General features: G+C 58.3%; 14 protein-coding genes. 10 read left to right on the top strand and 4 right to left on the bottom strand.

Annotation, left to right across the window (positions count from 1 at the left end; translation table 11 throughout):
- Positions 1-297 precede the first annotated feature (297 nt).
- On the bottom strand, positions 298-1,293 hold the full coding sequence (gene gntR, locus ACJ8IN_RS12300) for a gluconate operon transcriptional repressor GntR (RefSeq protein ID WP_004930833.1): 996 nt from the start codon (positions 1,291-1,293) through the stop codon (positions 298-300).
- A 224-nt stretch (positions 1,294-1,517) separates the two neighbouring features.
- On the opposite strand from gntR, the gene yhfZ reads away from it, so the two are divergent.
- The 8 genes from yhfZ to ACJ8IN_RS12260 all read left to right on the top strand — a co-directional run bounded on the left by yhfZ (position 1,518) and on the right by ACJ8IN_RS12260 (position 8,812).
- Positions 1,518-2,429 (top strand): GntR family transcriptional regulator YhfZ, encoded by a 912-nt coding sequence (gene yhfZ / locus ACJ8IN_RS12295; protein ID WP_103799418.1) that lies wholly within the window; start codon positions 1,518-1,520, stop codon positions 2,427-2,429.
- A 10-nt stretch (positions 2,430-2,439) separates the two neighbouring features.
- The gene (locus ACJ8IN_RS12290) at positions 2,440-2,796 is read left to right on the top strand and encodes a hypothetical protein (RefSeq protein WP_308326101.1); all 357 of its coding nucleotides are present in this window, start codon (positions 2,440-2,442) and stop codon (positions 2,794-2,796) included.
- Between the two features lie 92 nt (positions 2,797-2,888).
- A complete protein-coding gene (locus ACJ8IN_RS12285) occupies positions 2,889-4,052 on the top strand; it encodes a YhfX family PLP-dependent enzyme (protein WP_049235331.1) in 1,164 nt (387 codons plus the stop codon).
- A 47-nt stretch (positions 4,053-4,099) separates the two neighbouring features.
- The gene (locus ACJ8IN_RS12280; protein ID WP_047570186.1) at positions 4,100-5,329 is read left to right on the top strand and encodes a phosphopentomutase; all 1,230 of its coding nucleotides are present in this window, start codon (positions 4,100-4,102) and stop codon (positions 5,327-5,329) included.
- On the top strand, positions 5,322-6,215 hold the full coding sequence (locus ACJ8IN_RS12275; protein WP_033654454.1) for a phosphotriesterase-related protein: 894 nt from the start codon (positions 5,322-5,324) through the stop codon (positions 6,213-6,215). Before ACJ8IN_RS12280 ends, ACJ8IN_RS12275 begins: the two co-directional genes overlap by 8 nt.
- 13 nt (positions 6,216-6,228) lie before the next feature.
- Positions 6,229-6,582 (top strand): DUF2620 domain-containing protein, encoded by a 354-nt coding sequence (locus tag ACJ8IN_RS12270; protein ID WP_033654455.1) that lies wholly within the window; start codon positions 6,229-6,231, stop codon positions 6,580-6,582.
- Positions 6,583-6,592: 10 nt separating this feature from the next.
- Positions 6,593-7,903: a YhfT family protein gene (locus tag ACJ8IN_RS12265; RefSeq protein ID WP_047570181.1), complete on the top strand. Its 1,311-nt coding sequence runs from the start codon at positions 6,593-6,595 to the stop codon at positions 7,901-7,903.
- Positions 7,904-7,957: 54 nt separating this feature from the next.
- Positions 7,958-8,812 carry an acid phosphatase gene (locus ACJ8IN_RS12260; protein ID WP_049235329.1) on the top strand — a complete coding sequence of 285 codons (855 nt, stop codon included), beginning with the start codon at positions 7,958-7,960 and terminating at the stop codon, positions 8,810-8,812.
- Between the two features lie 75 nt (positions 8,813-8,887).
- On the opposite strand, the gene ACJ8IN_RS12255 is transcribed toward ACJ8IN_RS12260, so the two are convergent.
- On the bottom strand, positions 8,888-9,775 hold the full coding sequence (locus ACJ8IN_RS12255) for a hypothetical protein (RefSeq protein WP_041037055.1): 888 nt from the start codon (positions 9,773-9,775) through the stop codon (positions 8,888-8,890).
- A 690-nt stretch (positions 9,776-10,465) separates the two neighbouring features.
- Positions 10,466-11,161, bottom strand: coding sequence for a pirin family protein (locus ACJ8IN_RS12250; protein ID WP_033636340.1), 696 nt, complete (start codon positions 11,159-11,161; stop codon positions 10,466-10,468).
- Positions 11,162-11,550: 389 nt separating this feature from the next.
- Here ACJ8IN_RS12250 and ACJ8IN_RS12245 point away from each other — a divergent pair, with 389 nt between their 5' ends.
- Together ACJ8IN_RS12245 and ACJ8IN_RS12240 are read left to right on the top strand one after the other, a co-directional pair.
- Positions 11,551-12,066, top strand: a complete 516-nt coding sequence (locus ACJ8IN_RS12245; protein ID WP_060424955.1) for a GNAT family N-acetyltransferase — start codon at positions 11,551-11,553, stop codon at positions 12,064-12,066.
- Complete coding sequence (locus tag ACJ8IN_RS12240) at positions 12,059-13,240, top strand: P1 family peptidase (protein WP_060424954.1); 1,182 nt, start codon at positions 12,059-12,061, stop codon at positions 13,238-13,240. The genes ACJ8IN_RS12245 and ACJ8IN_RS12240 overlap by 8 nt, the downstream gene beginning before the upstream one ends.
- Positions 13,241-13,298: 58 nt before the next feature.
- Here the strand turns inward: ACJ8IN_RS12240 and iolE are convergent, their stop codons facing one another.
- Positions 13,299-14,195, bottom strand: coding sequence for a myo-inosose-2 dehydratase (iolE, locus tag ACJ8IN_RS12235; protein WP_019455194.1), 897 nt, complete (start codon positions 14,193-14,195; stop codon positions 13,299-13,301).
- Positions 14,196-14,227 lie beyond the last annotated feature (32 nt).

Below are 14,227 nucleotides of genomic sequence, written 5' to 3'. Positions count from 1 at the left end.
GTAAAGCGTGCGGTTGTTTTATTTTTAGGCTCTTTCCCGGTGTTTAAGAAGAGCTGTAGGTGTTGTTGAGTCAGAGGTTCAGTCTTGCAGCAAGATGACCGCACACTCGTTGTTACCGGTATCATGATACCGGTAACAACATGAGCGCCGGAACCGGGTAAGCGGCTAAAATTCGCGTTCTGGGACAGAGATCAAACTTATGCCGGCAACGAGCGGCGGGCTTACAGGCGGGATAACCCGCGCGCCTCAGGGCGCGCTGCAAAAAGAAAGGGTGTTAAAACAGAACGTTAAAATGGCTCAGATACTGCCGCCGGGGATCACGGTGAAACCGACGTCCACCATGCGCGGGCACACCGTTTCGCCGCGCAGCCGGGCCAGCAAGCGCTCGGCGCCGATCTGCCCCATGCGTTCGCGCGGCGTCAGCACGCTGGCCAACTTCGGCACCATCACCTGGCCGATATCATGGCCGTGGAAACCGGCGATCGCCATGTCCTGCGGGATCGACAGCCCCTGCCGCTGGCACTCGAAGGCCGCGCCGATCGCCAGGTCATCGTTGGTGCAGAAGATACTGTCGATCTGCGGATAGTCGCGCTGCGCCTGGCGCAGCAGCTCGCCGCCGGCGGAATAGGAGGAAGAGCGTGCGGTCATGATGCTGTACGGCTCCAGGCCGGATTCGCGCATCGCCTGCTCATACCCCTGCTGTTTGATGATGGTACGTTCATCCTGTCGGGCGCCGAAATAGACCACGTGACGGTGGCCGTGCGCGATGATCTGCTGGGTCATCTGGCGCGCCGCCTCGAAGTTGTTGAAGCCCACCGCCAGATCGATGCACGGCGAGACGCAGTCCATCAGCTCCACCACCGGAATGCCCGCCACCTCGATCATTTTCAGGGTGCGTGGCGTGTGATGGCGTTCAGACAGGATCAGGCCGTCGATATTGTAAGAAAGCAGCGAGGTCAGACGCTCTTCTTCACGCTCCGGCAGGTAGCCATAGTGCGCCAGCATGGTCTGGTAGTTGTGCGCGTCGGTGACGCTTTCGATGCCGCGCAGCACTTCGGCGAACACCTGGTTGGTCAACGACGGCAACAGCACGCCAATCGCCCGGCTGGTGGCGTTGGAGAGGATGTCCGGCGCGCGGTTGGGGATGTAACCCAGCTCATCCAGCGCGACGGCGATTTTTTGCTGCAGGGCGGCAGAAACCTGGTCGGGATTGCGCAGATAACGGCTCACCGTCATCTTGGTCACGCCCACCTTGTCCGCCACATCCTGGAGTACCGGCCGTTTTTTCTTCATTATCAATGAACTGACTAACCGTGAATGGGCAGTCATTTTAGCAAAAAAAACGGCGGGCCGATATTGTCGGTTATGCGACGGCCAACAGAACTCACAGATTCTCCGCGCCAAGCGGAAACCGATAACCGCTACGTGCACTTCATCACACATTCGCCGTAATTTTTGGATCTCTCCACGCTTTTGGTGTATCCCTGACATAAATCTTCACTTAAATGAATATTTAAATGAGCCGCAGTCAATTTATAAAAAAAGAAGGGTTATCGCTGAGCTGTCTGGCGATGTACTTGCTGGGATGCCAACCGGGGGAGCGATTAAAAACGATTGGCGAACTGGCCCGCGACAACGCCCTGTCCATCGGTTTGATGCAGGCGGCGCTCAAGACACTGGAAAACGCAGGCTGCATAACCGTACAACGCAGCGGGCGCAACGGCAGCTTCTTAACCCATGTGGACTATAGGTCGCTGCTGGATTACGCCAACATTTCCCGCGTTGTTTGCGCCATGCCGTTACCCTATACCCGCGAGTACGAGGGGCTCGCCAGCGGATTGAAGCGCGAGTTTTCCGACGTACCGTTCTACTTTGCACATATGCGGGGAGCGGATATTCGCGTGGAATGTTTGCGCAATGGCATTTATGACCTGGCGGTCGTCTCGCGTCTGGCCGCCGAAGAGTATGTAAGCCGGCCGGAAAACGGGGTGAAGATCGCGGCGACGCTTGGAGAGCATTCTTGGGTATCGCATCAAATCATTCGCCGCCGCGGGGATCACGGCGCGGTGCGCAGAGTCGGCGTGGACTGCCGTTCGATGGACCAAAAGCTGCTGACGGATATGATTTATGACCCGGCGGCGGTCGCACGGGTGGAAATTCCTTACCACGACTGCCTGAGCCGGCTCGAAAACGGCACCATCGATGCCGTCGTCTGGAACGTCGAGAACCGCCAGGTGTTGGCTCGCTACGGGCTGGAGGCCATGGCCCTGGAAGGGGATCAACGCGTCGTGCTGGCGACGGAAGCTACCATTTTAATCCGCAGCGATGACCGAAGCACCGGGAAACTGCTGGATACTTTTGTCGATACGCATCGGGTTCGCCAGCATCAGCGCGCCGTGGTGTCAGAAGAGATTGAGCCCAGCTATTGAAGGAGAGATTGTGGAAGAGAAGATGAAGCTGCTTTGCCAGGCCGGAGTGATAGATGAAGATATCTTCCGCGGCATGTTGCAAGTCATTGACGATCTGGAAACGCGCTGGGGGCGCCCGCTGCCCGAGGAACAGGGATGGATGGCCATCGCGCATATGGCGAACGCGCTGATGCGTTCACGGCGCGGCGAAATCATCGCACCGCTGGGCGAGGATTTTCTGCAGGAGATCGCCGCATCGGGTGAACTGCCCCGCCTGCGGCGGCTGAATGATGGGCTGCTGGCAAAGTTCAGCGTACGGCTGCATCCCAACGAGGAAGGTTATCTCTTGGCCAACCTGTTCGGCTTGTCTCCCAAACAGCGGCATTGATTTTTTCGCAACAAATGTTCAAAAAAATGAATATTTAAATGAAGGCCAATCTGATGTTCCGGAAACCGCTGTCTTAAGGAGTTGCCAACCCTATGTTTTTAGATGCGCTACGCAAACAAAATCAGCCGCTGATTGACGCGTCGATCGGGCTGCTGCGCCAGCACAAACTCACGCCGGACACCTGGGTGATCGATGTGGATATGGTGAAACAGAATGCGCGCCGCATTCTGCAAACGGCGGAAGAATATCGTGTGACGCCGTATGTGATGAGCAAGCAGTTCGGCCGCAATCCCTGGCTGACCCAACAAATTATCGACCAGGGGTTCAGCGGAGCGGTGGCGGTGGATTTCCGCGAGGCGCGATGCCTGGCCAATAACGGCGTGCCGCTTCGCCATCTGGGGCATTTAGTGCAAATTCCGGACGGGGAAATCGAGAGCGCGCTGCGATGCCGGCCGGAAGTCATCACGGTTTTCTCATTTGAGAAAGCGCGCAGGATCGCCGAATGCGCCCGGCGTCTCGGCATGCGGCAACGCCTGCTGCTGAAAGTATGCCAGACCGGCGATATCGTCTACCCCGGTCAGGAAGGCGGCTTCCAGCCTGACGAGCTGGTCGATGTCGCGGCGCGCATCGCCGCGCTTGGCGGCGTGGAGATCGTCGGCGTCACGAATTTTCCTTGCGCCCTGGCGTCGGCAACGGCGGGCGAAAGCCTCACCACGCCGAACTTTACCACGCTGGTCAACGCGGCGAAAACGCTGCGCGCGGCGGGCTTTCCTATCGAGCAGGTTAACGCCCCGTCGGCCAATAGCTGCAACACCATCCCTGCGCTTGCCCGCGGCGGCGCGACGCATATTGAACCTGGCCACGCGTTTACCGGCACCATTCCGGCCAATGAATACGGCGATCAACCGGAACGCATCGCCATGCTGTATCTGTCGGAAGTGTCTCATAACGCAGGATCGAACAGCCTGTGCTTCGGCGGCGGCTATTACCGCCGCGGCCGCCTACGGAACGCGCTGGTTTTCGCCGGGGATACCCCCAGCGAGACGCGGACACTGCCGTTCAAATCGGACAATATCGATTACTACCTGGGGCTGGAGGGCAATTTCGCGGTTGGCAGCCCGGTAATAATGTGTTTCCGCACGCAGATCTTCGTCACCCGCAGCGACGTAGCGCTTATCCAGGGCATCAGCGCAGGCCGGCCAACGCTGGCCGGGCTCTACGACAGCCTGGGCAATCCCATCGTCTCGCGGCAATAGCCAAACGCCGTCGGCGTCTTAGCCGCCAATATCAGGGGGAACACAGCATGAACAAATTTGTAGTCCTGGTGATCGACAGCTTTGGCGTCGGCGCCATGGAGGATGTGCCGCAAGTCAGGCCGAACGACGCAGGCGCCAATACCTGCGGCCATATCTTGCAGCAATGTCCCGACCTGCGCCTGCCCGCAATGGAAAGATTGGGCCTGATCAACGCGCTGGGATACCGGGCCAACGTGATGGAGCCCAATCCGCAGGCAAACGTCGGCAAAGCGGCTCTGCAACATGAAGGCGCCGACTCGTTCATGGGGCATCAAGAAATTATGGGAACTCAGCCCAAACAGCCCTTCAGAATGCCGTTCGGCGAAATCATGGATAAAACGGCTGGCGCCCTGCGGAAAGCGGGCTACCGGGTGCAGCGGCTCCCGGTGACGGCGAATACGGCATACCTTTGGGTCAACGACGCCGTGGCCGTCGGCGATAACCTTGAAACCGACCCCGGCCTGGTCTACAACGTGACCGCCAATCTGAACCTGATCGATTACGACACGGTCAGAAAAATCGGCGCCATCGTTAGGCGATGCGCGCCCGTGAGCCGCGTCATTGTCTTCGGCGGAGAAAGCACCAGCAACGAAGCCATCGCCGCAGCGGCGCAAAGCCGGCAAGACATGTACGCCGGCATCGATGCCCCGCGTTCGGGCGTCTACCGGCAAGGCTTCCGGGTCGTTCATTTGGGTTACGGCGTCGATGAGGCCGTACAGGTTCCCGCCTGTCTGCAACGTCAAGGCATCCCGACATCCCTGATAGGGAAAGTGGCGGATATCGTCGCCAATCCCGACGGCGATAACTTCGGCGGGATTGTCGATTCCGCGCAAATCATGGCGCTGACCCTGAGCGAAGCGCAACGACCGGGCCGGCGATTTATCTGCACCAACATTCAGGAAACCGATCTGGCCGGGCATGCGCAGGATGTGGCGCGTTATGCGGAGCGCCTGCAACTGGTGGACGGATATCTGGCGCATCTCATGTCGCTGCTGGATAAGGACGACGCGTTAGTGGTCATGGCCGATCATGGCAACGACCCGACGATCGGGCATTCACAGCACACGCGCGAGTGCGTGCCCCTGCTGGTCTGGCGCCCGGGCGTTACTGGCGTCCGGCTGGGAGATCGGGCCACGCTGTCCGACGTGGGCGCCTCCGTTTGCGACGCCTTCGGCGCTCCCGCACCGCAGAACGGCACCTCTTTTTTCTCGTTATTGCAGGGGAATTCTCATGGCTGATCAGATTGAATGGCTCAACGCCGACGGCTACACCTATGCGCATGAACATCTGCACATCGATCTTTCACCGTTTAAGCATAACGATGACTGTCGCCTCGACAGCTATGCTCTGCTGCGCGATGAAATGGAGGCGTTGATGGCGCGGGGAGTCCGCAACATCGTCGAGGTAACGAACCGCTATATGGGGCGGGATGTCCACTTCATCGCGCGCCTGATGCGCGACACCGGTATCAACGTGCTGCTCTCCACCGGCTACTACCAACAGGATTTCTATCCCGAACACGTCGCCACCCGAGACGCGCAAACGCTGGCCGCCGAAATGATTGCCGAAATTGAATGCGGCATCGACGGCAGCGGCCTGTGCGCTGGCGTGATTGCCGAAATCGGCAGCAGCGAGGGCCGAATCACGCCCGACGAATCAAAAATGTTCCACGCCGCCGCCCTCGCTCACCACGCCACGGGGCGGCCAATCTCCACGCATACCAGCTTCAGCACCATGGGGCCGGAGCAGCTCGCCCTGCTGCAATCTTACGGCGTGCCGGCCGACCGCATCGTGATTGGCCACTGCGATCTGAAAGACAATCTGGAAACTGTCTTGCACCTGATCGATCGGGGAGCGTGGGTGCAGTTCGACACCATTGGCAAAAACAGCTACTACCCGGATGAAAAACGCGTGGCGATGCTGACCGCGCTGTCGCAACGCGGCCTGCTCGAGCGGGTGATGCTGTCGATGGACATCACGCGCCGTTCGCATCTGCGCGGCAACGGCGGCCCCGGCTTCAGCTACCTCATGGACAGTTTCGTTCCGCTGTTGCTGGAGGCGGGGATCGGTCAGCAAGCCGTGACCGCAATGCTGCAACACAACCCAAATCGGTTCTTCAAATAATAAGGTGATAGCCATGAAAAAAATCGGAATTGCAGGTTTACAGCGGGAACAGATCAAACAGGCCATCGAGAGCGCCGCCCCAGGCATTTTTGACGTCAGCATCTTAAGCGACATGGACGCCGCCGCCCGAGTCAAAAACGGCGAACTGGACTATTTCATCGGCGCCTGCAATACCGGCGCCGGCGCTGCGCTGTCCATCGCGATAGCCATCATCGGCTTCAACAAATGCTGCACGATCGCCAAGCCGGGCATTCGTGCGAAAGAAGAGCAAATAACGAAGTGGGTGGCGGAAGGAAAAGTCGCGTTTGGCCTTTCGGTCGAGCACGTCGAACATGCGATCCCGCTGTTGATTCGGCAACTGTCATAAGGAGGCGAAAATGGACCCTATCCTTTCCGTCATTCTGGTGTCCCTGTTGACGGGCATGACGGCGCTGTTATCTCACCGTTCGGCGGCAGTCTTTCATGACGGCATTCGCCCTATCCTTCCGCAACTGGTGGAAGGCCATATGAACCGTCGGGAAGCGGGCAGCATCGCTTTTGGCCTCAGCATAGGGTTCGTGGCCTCCGTCGGTATTTCATTTACCTTGTCCACCGGCTTGCTGAACAGCTGGCTGCTGTTTCTGCCTACCGACATCATCGGCGTGCTGGCCGTCAACGTGTGGCTGGCATTCATTCTCGGCGCCATCTGGGGCATTCTGGTCTTCACCAGCCTGCAGCCCATCAACCAACTCCTGACCTCGCTGCCGGTAGACATCATTGGCGCGCTGGGGGAACTGAGTAACCCGGTCGTGTCGGCCTTCGCGCTCTTTCCCCTGGTCGCCATTTTCTACCAGTTCGGCTGGAAACAGAGCGTGGTCGCGGCCCTGCTGGTGTTGCTGTCGCGCCTGATCGTCGTGCGTTATTTCCCACATCTGTTCCCGGAGTCGATCGAAATCTTCGTCGGTATGGTTTTGCTGTTGGGCATCGCGATTTTCCGCGATCTGAGAGATCGGCGGACTTCCCCAACGGGTGAAGAGGCTTCGGCCCCGTCGATGTTTGAGGAGCGCACACAGCGCATTATCAACAACCTGCCGCTTATTGCCGTAACCGGCGCGCTGATTTCTGCCGTCGCCAGCATGAAGATCTTCGGAGGCTCCGAAGTCTCGATTTATACGCTGGCGAAAGCCTACGCGCCCGGCATCTCGCCCGAAGAATCAGACGCCCTTCTGCACCAGGCGGCGCTGGCCGAATTCATGCGCGGGCTTGGATTCATTCCGCTGATCGCCACTACCGCGCTGGCGACCGGGGTATATGCGGTGGCGGGCTTCACGTTCGTCTTTGTCGTCGGTTACCTTTCCCCCTCGCCCTGGCTTGCCGCACCGGCGGGCGCCATCGTCATCACGCTGGAAATCCTGCTGCTGCGCTATATCGGCAAATGGCTGGGCCGATATCCTTCGGTGCGCAATGCATCCGACAATATCCGCAACGCGATGAATATGCTGATGGAATTCGCCTTGTTGATCGGCTCCACTTTCGCGGCCATCAAAATGGCCGGGTACACGGGCTTCAGCATGGCGGCGGCGCTCTATTTCCTTAACGAAGCGCTCGGCCGCCCGGTGCTGAAAATCGCCGCGCCGGTGGTGGCGGTCATTATCACCGGCATTCTGCTCAATATTTTCGGCTGGATCGGCCTGTTTGTGCCGCAGTGATCAAACCGTCGCCATTACTGAAACAGCGTCATGCCAGGAAGGGAATATATAACGATGGCTATATTCGCTCTGAACATAAAACGAAGCGCCGTTACAGGGCTCGCCCTGATTTGTCTGCAAAACGTGCCGGCGCATGCCGAGTCCATCGCGCCCAACAGCGATACCCGCGAGCGGTGGCGGGTAGACTATTCGGATATCGGCTATCCGAATGTAGGCTTTTCTCCCTACATAGAAGGCTGGATCAACGGTTATCTTACGCCCGCAGACTATCCGGACGGCGCGGCAATCCTGCCGGCCCCGCCGATTGAAGGCAGCGCGGCCTGGAAAGCCGACGTGGAAACCTTTTACCAGCTTCGCAAACTGCGCGATACGCCCCGGGGCAGGTTGGCGGTGGAGGATGCCAATCTGTCCTTCAATGCCATCGGTCGGGCTTTCTCCGCAGCGTTGGGTACGGAGATATCGCGCCAGCGCACGCCGCATACCCACCTTTTGCTGAGCCGCCTGCTCACGGACGCAGGCTATGCTTCCAACGGCGCGAAAAAGGCCCACGCCCGCATTCGCCCCTACTCCGCGCTGCGGGTGGAGAGCTGTACCCCGCAAGAGCACAGTGCGCTCAGCAACGATGGCGGTTCCTATCCCTCCGGGCATGCCGTAACCGGTTTCGTATGGGCGATGACGCTGACGGCCATGGTGCCGCAACGTGCGACGGAGCTCATGCGCAAGGGTTATGAGTTTGGCCGCAGCCGGCTGATTTGCGGCGTACACTGGGCCAGCGATGTCGAAGCCGGCCGCGTGTTGGCGGCCGGTGCCTTTGCTCGATTGCAAGCCAGCGCGGAATATCAGCAGCAATTTCGGGAAGCAAAACGAGAGATAGATCGGCTGTTGCAGCAGCAAACGGAAGAACGCTGACCCTTAGCCCGCGTCGATTCCCCCGCGCTTGCGCGCAGGGGAATCATGCCATTCCGCGGCGACTATGGAAGAGCATTAGGGGTTAAACGGTGTGTCATAGCCTGCGAACTGATAGACATACTGCAAAATCGCCGTGCCGTTTTCATCCGCCCGATTTTCACGATCGACCAGCAGGGCGGTAATGCCCTCCGCGCCGCGCAGATGGGCGCCGCCGAGTAAACCCGACAGCGTGATTTCCACCGCATCCGGCACGCCCGGCGGCGGCGTCAACACGGGATGGCATTCAGACCAACGAATAGTGGTGCCCAAATAATCATTCAGGGTTTTGCCTCTCTCCGCCAGCAAACGCACCATGCCCTCGTACTTATCGACAAAATGATCTTTGGCGACATAGTCCTGTTTATCCGGATCGAGAACATCGTCAAAACTATTAATCCCGTGTTTGCCGGTAAAGGTTCCTTGCCAGGTATTCACATCCGTGACATGCACTTCGCCTTTGCCAGGCAGATTCATGACCTTATCCCGCACGCCGTTGGCCCAATTTGACACCGGCACGTCGGAATAATATTTAGGGAGATGGTTTTCATCATAATGCGTGTAATATCCCAGATCCCAGAAGTCTTGTTCGCTGAGCTGGTAACCGATAAAACCGAGATAGTTCATCGTCGCATACTGCATTTGCTTGAACATCTGAGGATCCGTTGAACCTTGAGTATAGTATTTGCCGATACCCAAACGCTCGAAATATTCTCTTATCGAGACATTGCTTTTGGTTGTCGTGCCATCCTGGGCCCGAATAACCCGGCCGGGATACTCCACATCCTGATAAGATGTCGCGGTTGGATTATCATAATTTTCCGCATAATATTGCGCTTTTTGCGGATCGATCGTGCTTTCGAAAGTGAGTATCGCATTTAAGAAATCATCATAAGTGCCGTTACGTTCATTTTTAATTTTCATCATTTTTCCTCTATCTCCAGGTATGAGATTGTTTTCTGCAATGGCATTCAGCGTGTCGAAAGCCCGTACGCGTGAGCTCGGACGCCCCTCTGTGGCGCGATTGGAAAACCAAAAAATAAACTGACGAAAGAAATTAAAAATATATTTAGCACGCAACCCACTGAGCGGCTATCGTCCAAGTCAAAAATCAGCCACCGTTCTGGCACTCATTTCCGGACCGTTTTATTTACGTATTTCAGCCCGTCAATATTATTTGACCATCAGTTCACAGACGCCCTACCTGAAATTAACATCATGCAAACACAAACAATGGCATTGCCTTTGCAATTAATACGTTATCAGGAAATAATTTATTTATATAATAATTCTAAATCCTTTATTAAATCGCTCGATAAACAGACAGGCTGTAAATATTATTATCAATAATGTAAAGCCAGCTTAATTTAATCTTTGCCGCTCTTATGTCAGGCGTATAAAAATCACACAGCGGCTCCAGAATTAACTTTCTTACTCAAAAGAAGGCAAACACTTTTTGCAGCCTGGCGCGAAGGAAACGCCAGAAAACCGAGGAAATAACCGGGCCATAACAAGAAAACCAACCCGCACTCCAGGCTAAGCCTGAAGCACCAGGTTGGTCATATTGCGCCGCCAGCCGCATCAGCGGAAGGCAACAACTTGATATTTAAAGCTTAATCACACCGGCGGCAGATCGAACAGCAGGATTTCGCTCTCTTCGTCGGCCTGAATCGTCAGACCCGATTCATCCCACACCGCAAACGCGTCGCTGATGCCGGCGGCCTGGCCGTTGACCGAGACCTTGCCGCGCACCACCTGGATCCAAATGCGACGGCCGGCGGCGATTGGGTACTCACCCTGTTCGCCTTTATTCAGCGCCCAACGCGACAACGTCATATCCTGGAACACCTTCAGCGAACCGTCGCGCGCATCCGGCGACAGCACCAGCTGACGGCCCTGCGGCGCGTCGAACATGCGCTGCTCGTAGCGCGGCTCCAGTCCGACCTGATCCGGAATGATCCAAATCTGGTACAGGTGCAGCGGACGATCCTGATTGGCGTTGTACTCGGAGTGACGTACCCCGGTGCCCGCGCTCATGATCTGGAATTCGCCGGCCTGGATCTGCTCCTTGTTGCCCATGCTGTCCTGATGCTCCACCGTGCCGCTCAGCACATAGGTCAGGATTTCCATGTCCTTATGCGGGTGGGTGCCGAAACCCTGCCCGGCGTCGATCACATCTTCGTTGATCACACGCAGCGCCGAGAACCCCATAAAGTTCGGATCGTAGTAGTCGGCAAATGAGAAGGTGTGCCAGCTATCCAGCCAGCCATGATTGGCGTGGCCGCGATCTTCCGCTTTGCGTACATAAATCATATTCAACTCTCCTCAATGTTTTTTTACAGTCTAGTCCTGCGGGCAGAATAAGAAAGCGTAAAAAACTCATGCCTCTGTTCAAAAATTTCGATGGAATGAAACGGCGGATTGGCAACGGATTTGTTGAAGGCGGAAGCGGTTGAAAAAGGGCAAAAAAAAAGCCAGCACCCGAGCTGGCTAAGTAAACACTGGAAGCAATGTGAGCAATGTCGTGCCTTCGCAGCGAGAGTATCGAGGGTTGATGCCCTCCCCGGAACGCATCGCAATAATAATCATTATCATTCGCACCTGTAAAGCGTTTTTTTTGACCCGTTGAAATAATATTGACTCAAGGCAGTAAACGGATAAATTCAGAGGTTATTCAACCGGTAAGCAACAGGAGCAGCGAGATGAGCGAGATCGTGATACGCCACGTGGAAACGACGGATGCGCAAGCCCTGCATCATCTTTATTCTCAGACGCCCGTCTACCGCGATACGCTGCAGCTTCCTCTACCGTCCGTCGAGTCCTGGCAGAAGCGCCTCGCCAATCCCGAACCGGGTACGCATAACCTGGCGGCCTTCATCGACGGGCAGCTTACCGGCCAGTTGGCCGTCATGCTGAATCAGCGCGTGCGCCGCCGCCACGTGGCCACCTTCGGCATCGGCGTCGATCCGCGCTACCACGGCAAAGGCATCGGCAGCCGCCTGATGCAGGCGATGATCGACCTGTGCGACAACTGGGCGGCCATCGAACGCATCGAGCTGACGGTGTTCACCGACAACCCGGCGGCCATCGCGCTGTACCGCAAATTCGGTTTCGAGATAGAGGGCACCAGCCGCGCCTATGCCATGCGCGACGGTGTGCTGGTCGATGCCTACCATATGGCGCGTTTGCGCTCCGGGCAGCCGCACGGCGATGCGTAATCGTCCCCACCCGCAGGGGCCGCTGCGCCGGCCCCTGAACATCAACCGCCGAACCTTTTTACAAGCGCTGGCCGGCCTGACCGCCGCCGTCGGCATATTCTCTCCTCTCACCCCATTAGGTGCCGCTATGCCAACTTCCGCCGCCGGGCGCCCAGGCGCCCGCAACCTGATTACCGATGTGCCGGGCCTGAAGGTCGGCGTGGCGCAGGACAGCCGGGTGCGCACCGGCGCGACGGTTATCCTGCCGGACAGCCCGGCGATCGCCGCCGTGGACGTGCGCGGCGGCGGCCCCGCCACCCGGGAAACCGACGCGCTGGGTGAAGACAATTTGGTGCAGACCGTCGATGCGCTGACGTTCAGCGGCGGCTCGGTTTACGGCCTAGCGGCGGCGGACGGCGTCGCAACCTGGCTGGGGCAACAGGGTAAAGGCTACGCGCTGCGCCCGGCGCCCGGCGTGCCGGTCTCCCCGATCGTGCCCACCGCCTGCCTGTACGATCTGGCCAACGGCGGCGACAAAAACTGGCAGCTCACGCCGCCGTATCGCCAGTTGGGCATCGATGCGGTCGGCAAGGCCGGGCTGGATTTTCCGCTCGGCACCGTCGGCGCCGGCTATGGCGCCATGACCGGCATGGGCAAGCTGAAAGGCGGCCTCGGCTCGGCATCTATCATTGCCGCCAATGGCGCTACCGTCGGCGCGCTGGTGGCGGTCAACAGTTTGGGTGCAGTGGTAGCGCCCGGCACCCGCGCCTTCTGGGCGACGCCCTATGAAATTGACGGTGAATTCGGCAACGGCGGCGCGGCGGCGCTGGCGCAACTGCGCGCCCAGGGCGAAGATTGGATGGAACAAGAGCCGCAGGGCGGCAGAAAGAACACCACCCTGGCCTGTATCGCCACCGATCTGGCGCTGACGCGAGTGGAGTTGAAACGGGTGGCCATCATGGCGCAAGACGGCATGGCGCGCGCTATTCGCCCGCTGCACAGCCCGTTTGACGGCGACGTGGTGTTCGCCCTGTCCACCGGGCAGCGCGAGGTTCAGGGCAGCCGCGAACTGGCGGTGCTGCAAATCGGCGCGCTGGCGGCGGACACCCTGGCCCGGGCGATCGCCCGTGGCGTGCATGCCGCCACGCCGTGGCCAGGCAGCCAGGTCGCAACCTGGCAAACGCTCGGCGGCTAACACGCCGCCACCAAAAAAGGGGCGCTGGCGCCCCTTAATCATGATTAACCCTCGCCGCTTAAATGCCGGCGGTTTCCCGAATATAACGGCGCGCTTTTACCGCATACTCGAACGGGTTGGCCAGCGCCGGGTCCTGCTCGGCCTCCACCACCATCCACCCTTTGTAACCGCGCTCGTCCAGCAGCTTGAACACCGGCCTGAAGTCGATCACACCATCACCCGGCACGGTGAAGGTGCCCTTCTTCACGCCGTCGAGGAAGCTCAGCTTGTTGGCCTTCACTTCCGCCACCACCTCATCGCGCACGTCCTTCAGATGGACGTGGTTGATGCGCGGCAGATACTTCTCCAGGATCGCCATCATCGCCTGCTGGCTGCCTTCCGAATAGTAGGCGTGGCCGGTATCGAACAGCAGGTAGACGTCGTCGTTGACCATGCTCATGTAGCGATCGATTTCGGCCGTGGTTTGAATGCCGGTGCCCATGTGGTGGTGCAGACACACCTGCATGCCTTTACCGGCGGCGATCTTCGCCAGCTCGTTGTAACCGTCGGCCACCCGCTGCCACTCTTCATCGCTGAAGTACGGTTTCTCTTCGAACACGCCTTTGGTGGTGCCCTGAATGCTCTTGCTCTGCTCGGAGCAGCCGATCACCCTGGCGCCCATGGCATGCAGGAAATTCATGTGGTTGATAAATTCATCGATGGTTTTGTCTTTCTGGCCGTCGGCGAAAAAGGTGCTGAACCAGGCGTTGCAGATCTGGATACCGCGAATGTCCAGCATCGGTTTCAGCACCGCCGGATCGCGCGGGTATTTGCTGCCCACTTCGCTGCCGGTGAAGCCGGCCAGCGCCATTTCGCTGACGCACTGCTGGAAGGTATTTTCCTTGCCCAGATCGGGCATGTCGTCGTTGGTCCAGCCGATCGGCGCAATGGCCAATTTCACGTTGTCTTTATTCATGGTCGCCTCGGTACTTGGAGGGCCGCCGGCGC

Source organism: Serratia sp. CY31944 (assembly GCF_052169175.1).
Classification (GTDB): Bacteria; Pseudomonadota; Gammaproteobacteria; order Enterobacterales; family Enterobacteriaceae; genus Serratia; species Serratia sarumanii.
Note: the sequence above shows the minus strand (reverse complement) of the source record. Positions and strands in the feature narration are given on the sequence as shown.

Coding starts and splice junctions, on each gene's coding strand:
- ACJ8IN_RS12240 (WP_060424954.1), top strand. CDS start 12,059: ATGCGTAATCGTCCCCACCCGCAGGGGCCGCTGCGCCGGCCCCTGAAC.
- gntR (WP_004930833.1), bottom strand. CDS start 1,293: ATGAAGAAAAAACGGCCGGTACTCCAGGATGTGGCGGACAAGGTGGGC.
- yhfZ (WP_103799418.1), top strand. CDS start 1,518: ATGAGCCGCAGTCAATTTATAAAAAAAGAAGGGTTATCGCTGAGCTGT.
- ACJ8IN_RS12255 (WP_041037055.1), bottom strand. CDS start 9,775: ATGATGAAAATTAAAAATGAACGTAACGGCACTTATGATGATTTCTTA.
- ACJ8IN_RS12275 (WP_033654454.1), top strand. CDS start 5,322: ATGGCTGATCAGATTGAATGGCTCAACGCCGACGGCTACACCTATGCG.
- ACJ8IN_RS12250 (WP_033636340.1), bottom strand. CDS start 11,161: ATGATTTATGTACGCAAAGCGGAAGATCGCGGCCACGCCAATCATGGC.
- ACJ8IN_RS12265 (WP_047570181.1), top strand. CDS start 6,593: ATGGACCCTATCCTTTCCGTCATTCTGGTGTCCCTGTTGACGGGCATG.
- ACJ8IN_RS12270 (WP_033654455.1), top strand. CDS start 6,229: ATGAAAAAAATCGGAATTGCAGGTTTACAGCGGGAACAGATCAAACAG.
- ACJ8IN_RS12245 (WP_060424955.1), top strand. CDS start 11,551: ATGAGCGAGATCGTGATACGCCACGTGGAAACGACGGATGCGCAAGCC.
- iolE (WP_019455194.1), bottom strand. CDS start 14,195: ATGAATAAAGACAACGTGAAATTGGCCATTGCGCCGATCGGCTGGACC.
- ACJ8IN_RS12280 (WP_047570186.1), top strand. CDS start 4,100: ATGAACAAATTTGTAGTCCTGGTGATCGACAGCTTTGGCGTCGGCGCC.
- ACJ8IN_RS12285 (WP_049235331.1), top strand. CDS start 2,889: ATGTTTTTAGATGCGCTACGCAAACAAAATCAGCCGCTGATTGACGCG.
- ACJ8IN_RS12260 (WP_049235329.1), top strand. CDS start 7,958: ATGGCTATATTCGCTCTGAACATAAAACGAAGCGCCGTTACAGGGCTC.